The organism is Arcanobacterium buesumense (assembly GCF_012563545.1).
Lineage (GTDB): Bacteria > Actinomycetota > Actinomycetes > Actinomycetales > Actinomycetaceae > Arcanobacterium > Arcanobacterium buesumense.
This window is the reverse complement of record NZ_CP050804.1, coordinates 1106193-1118805: the sequence shown is the minus strand read 5'-3', so window position 1 is coordinate 1118805 and position 12613 is coordinate 1106193. Positions and strand designations below refer to the sequence as shown.

Here is a 12613-nt window from a genome sequence, read left to right as displayed (position 1 = left end):
CTAGTGCAACTATGTGTGAATGTACCCGACGTGAAACAAAACGCCAAGAAACTACAGACAATATCGTTCGCTCTGCTATTACTTTAGTTACTCAGGCTAATTCTATTGACTCGGTCTCTATTGATGATATTGCGCAAGAAGCTGGGATATCACGGCGCACATTCTTCAATCATTTTCCCACCAAAATTACGGTGTTGCTGGAACCGCTATTCGTCTATCGCTCGCGGTATATTGCACATCTTCTTAACGAACCACTGGGTATTGATGCCTGGCGGGCAATCGCCAATGCGATAGAAAAGACAATCGATGAGTGTGATGATCTTATCCTAGTAGCACGCTCCGAATGGATCCTTACCCGATTAGTTCATTCTTCATCTGCACCGGCAGACATCCCACATAGATCTGCTTATGAAGCGCATAACAATGCTTTGCGTGTGAATTTACAAAAACGTCTCAACCAAGATGATCCGATCGCCGTGGAATTACTTACTGGCATCGGAGACCAAATACTTCGGCTGACATTAGTAGCGGTGCGGGAAAACCATAAGAGGAATCCGCACGAAGCTGCACGGGCTACGGTGGCTCACTCGTATGAGCTTTTAGCAACAAATAATTTAGGCCTTTGAAAGAGAACTAGCAACGTGAATAAGACACATAAACTCATCCTCGCGATTCTTATTTTGGCGTCTCGCTTATCGTTTTAGACGGTACTATTGTTGCTGTCTCGCTACCAGTTATTATTGTGGATTTAGGATTATCCCTGACACAGGCACAGTGGGTTTCTTCTCTATATACAGTTGTTTTTGCTGCGCTTTTACTCCCATCAGGTGTGCTCGGGGACCGTTACAGTCATCGACGTATGTTCATCTCCGGCCTAGCAATTTTCGGTTTAGCTTCTGCGATTGCGTCGTTTGCTACGGGAGCTGCGCTACTACTTATCGCGCGTGCTCTCCAAGGTCTCGGAGGTGCGTTCATTTTACCAGCAACCTTATCTATCATCAATGAAACATTCCGCAATAATAGCAGAGCAGCTGCTTTTGGTATTTGAGGAGCAGCCATGGCAACAATGGCTGCTCTCGGTCCTCTTGTTGGTGGCTGGATTACCTCTGAGTTTTCTTGGCCATGGGTATTTTAGTCAATGTTCCTCTTGTTTTATGCGCAATTCCAATTGCATTACGTATATTGCCGCATTCAGATAAGGTGTCTGGACAACCTTTGCCGTTGCTTTCAACAATCATGTCTGCAGTCTCATTCGCAGCGATTATTTTCGGCCTTATCGAGGGAACAACATACGGTTGGTGGGCCTCAAAACAAGGACTTTCACTGGGAAACTGGAACTTCAACCCGCCGATATCAATTTCTACTGTCGTTCTTATCTTCGGCATACTGCTTCTAGTCATTTTCGTTGCGCGCGAATTGTATAAAGCGCGCAACTTCCAAAATGTCCTCGTCGATCCGCGGCTATTTACTATTCCCTCATTTACATTAGGGAATGTTACTGCCGTGGCGGTAGCTGCTGGCGAATTCGGAGTGTTGTTTGGCTTACCACTTTTCTTAGTAAACGTCCGTGGGCTATCAACAATGGAAACCGGATGGGTGCTCGCTGCACTCGCCGGTGGTGGAATTATTTCCGGGGGTCTTGCTCGTTTTATTTCACAACGGATCGGTCCAGAAAGAACCGTGATTGTTGGATTGGCTCTTGAAGTTTTGGGGATTATTGGCGTTGTTGTGGTACTTGATCCGGCGATACATATGTGGATGCTGGTAATTTTGCTTGCAATGTATGGCTGTGGAATGGGCTTGGCATCTGCTCAACTCACATCCGTCGTTTTAGCACACGTTCCGGTAAAAATTTCCGGAATGGGATCGGCGATCCAATCCACCTTCCGGCAAGTTGGTTCGGCAACCGGTGTTGCTTTAGCGGGATCTTCGTTAGCCCTTGCCATTAATAATGACATGCCTAGGAGACTTGTTGATGCTGGACTGCCATATGATCTCGCGGTTAAGTTCTCCGAGGTAACTTCATCATCGGTGGGCGGAGCGATGACTGGATTAGCTGACGGAAATCCGCACCTCCTTGCAGTGCTCCATGATGGATACACCGCTGGCCAGACAATAGCTATGGCATCGTGTGGAGTATTTTTAGTTATTGGCTTAGTGTGCTCGATTGCGCTGAATCGAATTTCGCAACGATAATAGTTAGCATGCATGAGGCAATGAAGAAGGTTCAGCGTCGTAAAGCTGACATACGTGAGAACCTTGCGTTACCTAAAAACACGCTTGCACAAATACGCGATGGCTACCTGCAAAAACGGGTGTGGTGGAACGACGGCGGTCCACAAGTCTCACGGTCTTCTATAAAGATTGGCCCAAATAATGTAGATGTGAGTCTGTATGGATCTCACTATTCTTCTACACATGCGATTGTTTATGCTCATGGAGGTGGATGGATTGTTGGCCACAGCCAAAGTCATGATCGGCTCTTGCGTACCTTGAGTAGTGAATGCTGTTGCCCAGTATTTTCAGTGAATTACTCTTTAGCTCCAGAATCTAAATATCCCACGCAAGTTTGTGAAGTTGCCGATGTCATTAGCTATCTCGCCTCACGTGTGTCGCATATTTTTCTCATGGGAGATAGTTGTGGGGCGACGTTAATGGTGCAAACATTTCATGCACTTAGCGGTGATTTCGCCGTCGATAATCTCCAGCCAAACTTGGCGAGTGCGTCTCAAATAGCCGGATTAGGGTTCTTTTATGGTGGCTATGGGTTAGTGGATTCACCGTCTTTACGACAATATTCACATGTGGCGGGAATGACCCGTGCAGACTTAGCTAGTTATGAGAAAGCAATCATCCCTGCTGGGGGCGATAGAAGAGTTCTTGACATGCTGAATGTAGATGCTCAGCGTTATCCAGCCGTTTATCTCCTGAGCGCACAAATCGATCCGCTTCGGGACGATTCACGAGCACTAGCTACCAAGATACAGGGGGTTTCCGGCAACGTGGTATACAACGAAATTCCTGGGGTCCAGCATGAATTTATGCAGTATGGAAGGATGCTTCCACAGGTGGCTGAGGTGATAAAAAATGTGGCGCATTGGCTCAATGCCAACACGCCACATGAAAAGTGAAAAATTACTTCCGGCCGTAACGGCGGTTGAACTTCTCAACTTGACCGGCGGTGTCAAGAATGCGACGTTGCCCGGTGTAGAACGGGTGCGAAGCGCTTGATACTTCAATATCGATCACGGGATAAGTGTTTCCGTCTTCCCATTCAATTGTATTTTCCGACGTCAGTGTGGACCGCGTAAGGAAAGTGTAGTTAGCAGAACGATCGCGGAAAACTACTGGGTGGTAATCAGGGTGAATGCCCTTCTTCATAAAATCCTCCTTAAAGACTATACCGGTCACACAATACACCTATCGATAACTCGTCTCAATTTAAAGTGTCTCATTTAATGAAACGCCAAGCATATTATTAACCTTGCGATCGTAAACTGTGGTCTAATCAGACTTTAGTACTAATTTATTCTCGACTACGAAAGGAGACGTCCATGATTGAGGTATATCCATTTCTGACCTTAGTTCCGCCGATTGTTGCGATTGTATTGGTGATTTGGACGAAGAAGGTTATCGTCTCCTTACTTGCTGGTATTCTCACCGCTGCCTTTTTTGCGGCTGATGGCTCTCCAACGGGCGCATTGCGTCTAATATGGACCTATTTTTCTGGGCTGTTTTGGGATGTTGAGAATGCAAGTGTCAACTCATACTATGTTTTAATTTTGATGTTTTTGCTTGTACTGGGCGTTATTACCTCGCTTGTGTTGATGGCAGGTGGAACGTCGGCATTTTCGGCATGGACGGCATCTCGGATTCGTAATGGGCGAGGTGCTCAAACTCTGGCAGCTGGTTTAGGAACCGCAATTTTCGTTGACGACTACTTCAATGCTCTAGCGGTAGGCCAAGTTGCTCGGCCGGTAACTGATCAGCACCGAATTTCACGGGCAAAACTTGCTTATTTAATCGACTCATCATCTGCACCAGTTGCGGTACTTGCTCCATTTTCTTCCTGGGGTGCATCAATCATTGGCATCATGGCACCAATCGTGGCTGCTGCCGGAGTAGATGTTTCAGATGCTGGCGCATTTATCCGATCTGCTGGGCTTAACTATTATGCCATTGCGGCTATCATTCTCTTATGGTTTACCGTAAGCCTTGATCTTAATCTCGGTGCCATGCGTACCGAAGAACGCCGGGCGCGAACAACTGGACAGGTCTATGATCCAGATATTTCAGTTCCTGGACAGTTATCAGATAACTTGCCAAAATTCGAACCGGGTGCACGCCGATCGCTCATCGTCCCATTCGTCTTCCTCGTTGTCGGAGTCCTAGGCGGGATTGCCTATACCGGGCAACAAGCTGCTGGTTCGTGGTCAGTGCTCGATATTTTAGCCAATACTGACGTAGCACTTTCCCTCAATATCGGTGGCCTAAGTGGCCTTGCGGCGGCAATTTATTACTATGTTCGCTACACGCGCAGTTCCGAAGATTTCACTGCGCGTACATTCGGCCACGGAGTAGCAGAGGGAGCAAAATCCATGTTGCCAGCAATCGAAATTTTGCTGTGTGCATGGGTCCTTGGGGGATTGATCTCTGAACTAGGAACAGGGCAGTACCTCGGCTCGCTCGTCGTCGCCGCCCAGCTACCTGCATTCTGGCTTGTCCCTATTATGTTTATTGTTGCCGGTGCAATGGCTTTCTCCACAGGTACATCGTGGGGATCTTTTGGTATTTTGCTACCGATTGCGGGGGACGTCTTAAGTTCGGTTCCCGGTGGTTCTGAGGTCCTCTTGGCTGCTTTTGGTGCTGTGCTTGCCGGAGCTGTATGGGGTGATCATTGTTCACCAATTTCAGATACAACGATTTTGTCCTCTACTGGAGCGGGATGTAATCATATTGTTCACGTCACTACTCAGCTCCCCTATGCGTTGCTCGGTGCCTTCGCTGCGTTTAGCGGTTATGTGATGTTAGCTATCACTGGCTCAGGCATTGCCGGTCTGGCTATGACGATTGTCGTCTTATTGATACTCGTAGCTGGGGTTCGAGTTTACTACCCGTTAAATACCAATAGCTAAGATGAAACCACGTATTAGATAACAAATGTCGGTATAGTGATTTGGTGTTCACTTTACTTTTAAGGACAGAGAAAGAATTCCTATGTCAGAAAACAATGAAAATATGAATCCGATTGAACCGGACCAACCAGTAACTCCGCAAGAACCACAAGAGCCTGTTGCTCCGCCGCAAGGTTTTGTTCCGCCGCAGCCAAATGCGGGTCAGCTAGGTGTTCCACAGTCTGGTTATGTTCCCCCACAGGGATATCCGCAAGGATATGCTCCACAGGTAGCTCAGCCAAGTCCAGTCGTTCTTGCTCTAAAAGATATTCCGAAGGCCCTTGGGCATATTTGGCATGGCCGTACTAGCGACCTATTCTCAGTCATTTTCCAGCAACGCCTTTTTGCACTAGTGACATTCGGTATTTATATTCTTACTGTTGCTATTTTAGGTGCTACGGCATTGGCCCGGTCTCATTTTGGCCCGCTTGCTGAGGGCGATTATTACGGCACAATGATGGGTATGTGGGCCGATCACTACAGCTACTTTTCGCTTAATTTTGGTCAGTGGTTCTATGCTTTGATTTTGTTCATAGTAACGAGCGTATTGGCGATCTTAATGCGTGCTCTTGCCATTATGCTGACATTGAAAATACGTGGTATAACAGTCCAGTTTATGCGTGCGCTAACGCTATATGCTGTTGCTTGTATTCCAGTGCTTATGCTTCTTCCATTGGTGCTCATTCTAGTTCTCTTACCGTCTTCTGCTTTTACAGCATTCATGAGTCTAGTTATTGGCGTCGTTATCGTCATTGCTAGTATCGTTGGTGAGCTATTGGTTTATGTTGGTATCAACCGCGAAGGTCGGATGGCTAAATCACCGGTACTTCCTTACGCCAGTCTCACAACTGCTGCGATAATCATTTCGGTAATTTTGAATGTGCTTATTATGCAAAGCTTCTAAGCCATCTCAGCTAGAGGATGTGCCCGGTACATGTGTGCCGGGCACATCGTTATTTTATGCTGTCTCAGAATGTGGTGTATTACCTGCCACAGTGTGGAAATGAGTTTTGCTGAAAAGGTATTGACTTGCTACAGTTACTTCAGCTCAATATGAATTCCTACTGGAGAGGAAGGAGGCCTGATGAAAGTTGGCATCTGCCCACGGCACTCATTGTGGTGGTTGTTTGACTCTTCGTGGATTCCAACATCTTCGTGGAAACCGGGAATCTTTGTTCCCGTTATTCGTTTTTCATTGCTATTGAAGCCTTGGTTTTTTAACCAAGGCTTTTTTATTACCCATTGAACCGGTGAAAGGCATCAATATGGTAGACGCTGTTAAGACACTCTCCGAAGTTGAGCAGTATGCTCAGTTTTCCAACAATTCCGAGTTACTTGAGCTTGTTGGTGACTTGCGCCAAGCGCAACAAGCTGGAAAAATTTCGCATAATATCGTGGTATTCCCGGGATTTTGCGATGTTCATGTGCACTTGCGCGAACCAGGTCAAAGCTACAAAGAAACAATCGCTACGGGAACCTTAGCCTCGGCACGTGGCGGATTTACTACAGTCGGAGCGATGCCAAACCTCGATCCGGTACCGGATAGTATTGCCACGTTAACTCTTGAACAAGAGCTTATTAACAAAGATGCACTCATCGAAACTATTCCCTATGCATCGGTGACAAAAGGTGAAGCCGGAACCCAATTAGCGGATATTGAAAACTTAGCTTCGCACGTTATCGGTTTTTCTGACGATGGTCACGGCGTCGATAACCCAGACCTTATGAAAGAGGCACTCCGACTTCTGGCGAAAACTGACAGCATCGTTGCTGTCCATGCCGAAGACGGCGATCTTCGTCCACCAAACTCGTGCATTAATGATGGTCCATACGCAGCAGAACACAACCTCATCGGTATTCCAAAAACCGCTGAATATATGCAAATAGCACGAGATATTCAAATGCTTCGGGAACTGAAAGAAGAAGGGGTTCTTCCGGCTTACCATGTTTGTCATATCTCGTGTGGCGAATCAGCGGATTTAATTCGTCAAGCTAAGGCAGAAGGACTCAACGTTACCTGTGAGACTGCTATGCATTATCTGCTAGCAGACGAATCAATGCTTATCGACGATGGTCGGTTTAAGATGAACCCACCGTTGCGTCAGCCAACGGATCGAGCTGCCCTGATCGATGCGTTGCTCGATGGAACGATAGACATGATTGCTACCGATCATGCCCCGCACTCTGCGAAAGAAAAAAGCCAAGGATTAGCTCATTCAGCTTTTGGGGTCGTCGGGATTGAGATATCATTCCCGCTTTTTTATACCTATTTTGTCAAAACGGGACAGGTTTCATTAGAACGGGCTGTTGAGCTTTTTACAACAGCTGGCCGAAACCGCTTTAAGATTACTCCACGCTCGACTGACTTCACCATCTGGGACATGAATGATACATACCGTATTGATCCACAAGAATTCCTTTCGTTAGGACGAGCTACGCCTTTTGACGGGTGGGAGATTTCCGGGCGCTGCCTGGCAACAATTTATGACAACACGATTGTCTATACCGCACCACAACGATAAAACAACAGATTAACGACGGCGATAACGGAGAACAATAATGCCAAAAAACAAATCAATAAAGACTGTACTTATTATCGGATCCGGTCCAATTGTCATTGGGCAAGCAGCCGAATTTGATTACGCTGGTACTCAAGCCTGCTTGGCTTTGAAAGAAGAAGGCTACCGTGTCATCCTCGTTAATTCGAACCCGGCAACGATTATGACTGATTCGGAAATAGCCGATCGGGTTTACATGGAACCGTTGACACTCGAATACGTCGCTAAAATTATTCGTAAAGAACGTCCAGATGCTATTGTCCCGGGTATTGGCGGCCAAACAGGCTTAAACCTTGCGATGCAGCTAGAAAAGAAAGGCATTTTAGCTGAATGTGGAGTTCAACTCTTAGGAACTCCCTCTGAGTCAATTGAACGTGCGGAAGACCGCGAACTGTTCAAGGAGCTATGTGAATCTATCGGTGAGCCTGTTATTGCCTCAGAAATAGCTTACTCAGTTGAAGAGGCCCAGGCAGCTGCCCAGCGTATTGGTTATCCAGTAGTCCTACGTCCGGCATTTACCCTTGGTGGAACCGGTGGCGGTTTCGCCCACAATGACGCCGAGTTAATCGACATGATGTCTAACGCCTTGCAACTCTCGCCAGTTCGCCAGGTTCTGATTGAAAAGTCGATTCTTGGCTATAAAGAAATCGAATTTGAAGTGATGCGTGACAGCGCAGACAACACAATATGTATTTGTTCAATGGAAAATATTGATCCGGTGGGCGTGCATACTGGGGATTCCGTCGTCGTTGCCCCAGCGTTGTCCTTAAATGACCACGATCTTACGATGCTCAAAGAATCCGCATTCAAACTTATTCGTGCGCTGAAAATAGAAGGTGGCTGCAACGTCCAATTTGCAGTTAATCCGACGTCGAGTCAATACTTCCTCATCGAAGTCAATCCACGAGTATCACGATCGTCTGCGTTAGCATCTAAAGCTTCTGGATATCCCATCGCGCGAGTTACTGCAAAAGTCGCGCTTGGTTTGACCTTAGATGAGATTCCGGTTGCCGGAACAATGGCGAGCAAAGATCCGGTCCTCGATTATCTGGTTGCAAAATTCCCGCGTTTTCCATTCGACAAGTTTACTGACGCGCCAAACCTTCTAGGCACGCAAATGAAAGCTACTGGCGAGGTTATGGGAATAGGTTCGATCCTTGAAGAATGTTTACTCAAGTCAGTGCGATCCTTGGAAATCGGCGTCGACCATTTCTTTATGCCGTCGTTTGCGCAGATGACCGACGAGGAATTGTGGGACTACGTGACACAGTTCCGCTCCGATACGATATTTGCCATCGTCGAACTACTGCGCCGCGGTGCCGACATTACTGAACTCCATCGCGTCACCCGAGTCACACCATTATTCCTTGAATCATTCGCCTCGATTGTTGCAATGGAAAACAGGTTGCGAGAGCGCATGTTCGATGACGAAGTTTTACGCGAGGCGAAAAAGATGGGATTTGCGGACACCGTGATTGCCCGGCTATGGGATGCCACCGAGCAAGACGTTAGCTCACGCCGGCATGCCGCTGGAATTGTCCCAGCTTTCCGCATGGTTGACACGCTTAAATCTGGTGCGTATGTTCCATACTTCTACTCATCATATTCTGGTTACAACGAATCGAAACTGACTGACCGTAAAAAGGTTATCGTCCTTGGTGCAGGACCAATCCGTATTGGTCAAGGAGTGGAATTTGACTACTCATCGGTACATGCGATTAAGACGATTCGGGAAGCCGGATATGAAGCAATCATCATCAATGACAATCCCGAAACCGTATCTACGGACTATACCACGGCAGATAAGCTGTACTTTGAACCACTGACGCCAGAAGACGTGATGAACATTGTCGAGTTTGAACAACCCCTTGGTGTCATTACCTCCCTTGGTGGGCAAACAGCAATTAATCTTGCCGGACCGCTGGCAGACCGTGGCGTTCAGCTACTGGGCACTTCTTTGGCAGCGATTAATAGGGCAGAAGATCGTGATGAGTTTGAACGGTTGCTTTCCGAACTCAATATTCCGCAAGCTCCGGGTAAGGCTGTGACTAATGTTGACGACGGTCTTGCGGTTGCCCACAACGTTGGTTATCCAGTTCTGGTACGTCCATCCTTCGTTCTTGGCGGGCGGGCTATGCGGATAGTTGGTTCAGATCAACAATTGCGCCACTACTTATCACAAGGATTGAATATCGACGTCGATCGTCTGGTGCTCGTCGATAAATATATTTCTGGAAAAGAGCTTGAAGTTGACGCAATCTGTGATGGGCGTGATGTGTTCGTTGCCGGAATTATGGAGTTAGTTGAGCACACTGGCGTCCATTCCGGTGATTCTATCTCGGTATATCCAACATTCTCAGTCTCCGGGAAGGTTAAAGGACAAATATTGAAGTACACGAAGGCGCTGGGGTTGGCGATCGGAATTAGCGGATTGTTCAATGTCCAGTTCATCGTGGATGAAGACGAAAAAGTTTATATTATTGAAGTCAATCCGAGATCCTCACGAACAGTGCCTTTCCTATCGAAAGTCACCGGGTTTGCACTGCCAGCTATCGCTACTCGAGCGATTATGGGCGAGTCACTTAAAGAACAAGGAATCTTCGACCTCTATCCGGAAGAACGCGATCGATTCTTTGTCAAAGCTCCAGTCTTTTCCTTCAACAAGATCAAAGGCTTGGATGCTTACCTTTCGCCGGAAATGAAATCGACTGGTGAAGCAATCGGGTACGACGACGATCTCAACCGTGCCCTGTATAAGGCTCTCCAAGCTGCTGGAATGAACCTTCTCAACTATGGAACGGTGCTGGCGACCATCGACGATAAAGATAAGGAACGGGCGCTTGGTCTTATCCGCAGATTCTATGATCTCGGCTTCAATATCGCAGCAACCGCAGGAACTGCACGATACTTAAAAGAACACGGTATTCGTACTCGCGCTATGAGTAAAATTTCCGAAGGCTCTACCGAGATTATCGATGCTATCGAAGCGCAACACTTGTCATACATCATTAATACACAAGGTGTTGAAGAATCATCCCAGAAGTCTGACGGCGCACAGATTCGCGCTAAGGCTTCGGAGTTTTCGGTTACCTTATTGACGTCTCTTGATACGGTCAATGTGTTGCTCGATGTGCTTGAAGAAATAACTTTGAACGTTTCTACTATCGATGCTCCACGCCGCCAAGGAGCCTGATTGATGACGAATATCAAAGTTCAAGCACGCGTCGAAGACATTGTTCCCTTAACCGAAACAATTTATCGGTTGCGGATCAGGTGCGAGACGTTTGGACCTGCCTATCCGGGACAATTCGTGAACATAACAATTCCCGGATTCTTCTTGCGACGGCCGTTAGCCATAGCCGATATTACGTATCACGACGACGCGAGTGCTACCGTAACAGTGATAGTTGCCCAGGTCGGGGCCGGTACCCAGGCTCTTGCTCTTGTCACACCGGGAACACTGATTGACCTTCTTGGACCACTCGGACACGGTTTTGACGTTGAGGCAGCCGGGCCAACCCCACTCCTTGTTGGCGGCGGCTCGGGTATTCCGCCGCTCTACTTCGCTGCCAAATATGCGCTTTCACGCGGATACCAACCCCGCGTTTTCTTGGGGTTTCGCACTGCGCAGGACGTGTACGCCGAAGACGATTTTCGTGAACTAGGGTGCGAAGTAACAGTTGCTACCGAGGAAGGATCATATGGCGCAAAAGGCTTTGTTACTGATGCCTTGCCTCATCAGGCGCCACACGTCTTGGCATGTGGACCGCAAGGGATGTTGCGCGCAGTGGTTGCGCGATCCACCGGACGAGTCCAGGTAAGTCTGGAAGCGCATATGGGTTGCGGATTTGGTGCATGCCTAGGCTGTACCGTACAAACCGTTCGTGGACTGGAACGAGTATGTGTTGAAGGTCCAGTTTTTGATAGCACTGAGGTGATTTTCGACGGGGAGGCACAACAATGACGAATCGACTCGCAGTCAATCTGTGTGGAATTGACCTGGACAACCCCATTATTGGAGCATCGGGAACGTTCGGATTTGGTGCTGAATTCGCCCGTTTATGGGATATTAACCAGCTAGGTACGTTCTCATTTAAAGGGACGACGGCGCAACCGCGTTCTGGAAATGCCCAACCGCGTGTTGCAGATGCACCTGGAGGAATGCTCAACGCTATCGGCTTAGCAAATCCGGGGGTAGAAGCGGTGATTTCCCATGAGATTCCACAGATGCGCTCCTACTTCCATAAGCCAGTGATGGCAAATATTGCGGGGTTTTCACTGAGCGAATACGTTCAGGTAGCCAGTGCAATGGATGCCCAAGAGAACGTGGGATGGTTAGAAGTCAATATTTCTTGCCCCAATGTTCATGATGACGGTAAGACATTCGCTGACTCACCCAAATCCGCTGCCCAAGTTTGCCAGGCTATCAAAGAGGTAACAACAAAACCTATCATTATGAAGTTATCTCCCAATAGTGCAATTGTTACGGATATCGCTCAAGCCTGCCAAGAATCTGGTGCGGACGCGCTGAGCTTAATTAATACCTTCGTCGGAATGCGTCTTAACTTACACAACGGGAAGCCCATTCTTGCCAACCGAACCGGTGGGGTATCTGGTCCGGGTGTCTTTCCCATGGCAATAAGAATGGTGTGGGACGTGACCCACGCCGTCGATATTCCGGTGATCGGTATCGGTGGGATCAGCAGCGCTCGCGATGTTATTGAAATGATGTATGCCGGAGCCACTGCCGTCCAAGTTGGCACTGCCAACCTTGTCAATCCCTATGCTTGCCTGGAAATAATCGAGCAATTACCAGCCGAAATGGATCGGTACGGGATCAAAACACTCGCCTCACTTAGCCAACATCGAAAGGACTCATAA

The 12613-nt window shown here is 47.7% G+C and carries 11 protein-coding genes; 10 read left to right on the top strand and 1 reads right to left on the bottom strand.

The window, feature by feature from the left end; translation table 11 throughout:
- Positions 1-11 precede the first annotated feature (11 nt).
- The 4 genes from HC352_RS05015 (at position 12) to HC352_RS05005 (ending at position 3131) form a co-directional block, all read left to right on the top strand.
- Entirely contained in the window at positions 12-626 is a 615-nt protein-coding gene (locus tag HC352_RS05015) for a TetR/AcrR family transcriptional regulator (protein WP_168917865.1), read from the top strand.
- Between the two features lie 68 nt (positions 627-694).
- Positions 695-1048, top strand: a complete 354-nt coding sequence (locus tag HC352_RS08985; RefSeq protein ID WP_211080726.1) for an MFS transporter — start codon at positions 695-697, stop codon at positions 1046-1048.
- A 74-nt stretch (positions 1049-1122) separates the two neighbouring features.
- Positions 1123-2196: an MFS transporter gene (locus HC352_RS05010; RefSeq protein ID WP_211080625.1), complete on the top strand. Its 1074-nt coding sequence runs from the start codon at positions 1123-1125 to the stop codon at positions 2194-2196.
- Between the two features lie 8 nt (positions 2197-2204).
- On the top strand, positions 2205-3131 hold the full coding sequence (locus tag HC352_RS05005; protein ID WP_168917864.1) for an alpha/beta hydrolase fold domain-containing protein: 927 nt from the start codon (positions 2205-2207) through the stop codon (positions 3129-3131).
- 4 nt (positions 3132-3135) lie between these two features.
- Here the strand turns inward: HC352_RS05005 and HC352_RS05000 are convergent, their stop codons facing one another.
- A complete protein-coding gene (locus tag HC352_RS05000) occupies positions 3136-3381 on the bottom strand; it encodes a type B 50S ribosomal protein L31 (protein ID WP_168917863.1) in 246 nt (81 codons plus the stop codon).
- A 173-nt stretch (positions 3382-3554) separates the two neighbouring features.
- Here HC352_RS05000 and HC352_RS04995 point away from each other — a divergent pair, with 173 nt between their 5' ends.
- The 6 genes from HC352_RS04995 (at position 3555) to HC352_RS04970 (ending at position 12613) form a co-directional block, all read left to right on the top strand.
- The gene (locus HC352_RS04995; protein ID WP_168917862.1) at positions 3555-5135 is read left to right on the top strand and encodes a Na+/H+ antiporter NhaC family protein; all 1581 of its coding nucleotides are present in this window, start codon (positions 3555-3557) and stop codon (positions 5133-5135) included.
- Between the two features lie 82 nt (positions 5136-5217).
- Positions 5218-6078 carry a hypothetical protein gene (locus tag HC352_RS04990; protein ID WP_168917861.1) on the top strand — a complete coding sequence of 287 codons (861 nt, stop codon included), beginning with the start codon at positions 5218-5220 and terminating at the stop codon, positions 6076-6078.
- A gap of 361 nt (positions 6079-6439) precedes the next feature.
- Entirely contained in the window at positions 6440-7696 is a 1257-nt protein-coding gene (locus HC352_RS04985) for a dihydroorotase (protein WP_168917860.1), read from the top strand.
- A 37-nt stretch (positions 7697-7733) separates the two neighbouring features.
- Positions 7734-10925, top strand: a complete 3192-nt coding sequence (gene carB / locus HC352_RS04980) for a carbamoyl-phosphate synthase large subunit (protein WP_168917859.1) — start codon at positions 7734-7736, stop codon at positions 10923-10925.
- 3 nt (positions 10926-10928) lie between these two features.
- Positions 10929-11696: a dihydroorotate dehydrogenase electron transfer subunit gene (locus HC352_RS04975; RefSeq protein WP_168917858.1), complete on the top strand. Its 768-nt coding sequence runs from the start codon at positions 10929-10931 to the stop codon at positions 11694-11696.
- Positions 11693-12613, top strand: coding sequence for a dihydroorotate dehydrogenase (locus HC352_RS04970; RefSeq protein WP_168917857.1), 921 nt, complete (start codon positions 11693-11695; stop codon positions 12611-12613). Before HC352_RS04975 ends, HC352_RS04970 begins: the two co-directional genes overlap by 4 nt.

Excerpts from the sequence above, each read along its gene's own strand:
- HC352_RS05015 (WP_168917865.1), top strand. The coding sequence starts at position 12 with ATGTGTGAATGTACCCGACGTGAAACAAAACGCCAAGAAACTACAGAC.
- HC352_RS05010 (WP_211080625.1), top strand. The coding sequence starts at position 1,123 with ATGGGTATTTTAGTCAATGTTCCTCTTGTTTTATGCGCAATTCCAATT.
- HC352_RS05005 (WP_168917864.1), top strand. The coding sequence starts at position 2,205 with ATGCATGAGGCAATGAAGAAGGTTCAGCGTCGTAAAGCTGACATACGT.
- HC352_RS05000 (WP_168917863.1), bottom strand. The coding sequence starts at position 3,381 with ATGAAGAAGGGCATTCACCCTGATTACCACCCAGTAGTTTTCCGCGAT.
- HC352_RS04995 (WP_168917862.1), top strand. The coding sequence starts at position 3,555 with ATGATTGAGGTATATCCATTTCTGACCTTAGTTCCGCCGATTGTTGCG.
- HC352_RS04990 (WP_168917861.1), top strand. The coding sequence starts at position 5,218 with ATGTCAGAAAACAATGAAAATATGAATCCGATTGAACCGGACCAACCA.
- HC352_RS04985 (WP_168917860.1), top strand. The coding sequence starts at position 6,440 with ATGGTAGACGCTGTTAAGACACTCTCCGAAGTTGAGCAGTATGCTCAG.
- carB (WP_168917859.1), top strand. The coding sequence starts at position 7,734 with ATGCCAAAAAACAAATCAATAAAGACTGTACTTATTATCGGATCCGGT.
- HC352_RS04975 (WP_168917858.1), top strand. The coding sequence starts at position 10,929 with ATGACGAATATCAAAGTTCAAGCACGCGTCGAAGACATTGTTCCCTTA.
- HC352_RS04970 (WP_168917857.1), top strand. The coding sequence starts at position 11,693 with ATGACGAATCGACTCGCAGTCAATCTGTGTGGAATTGACCTGGACAAC.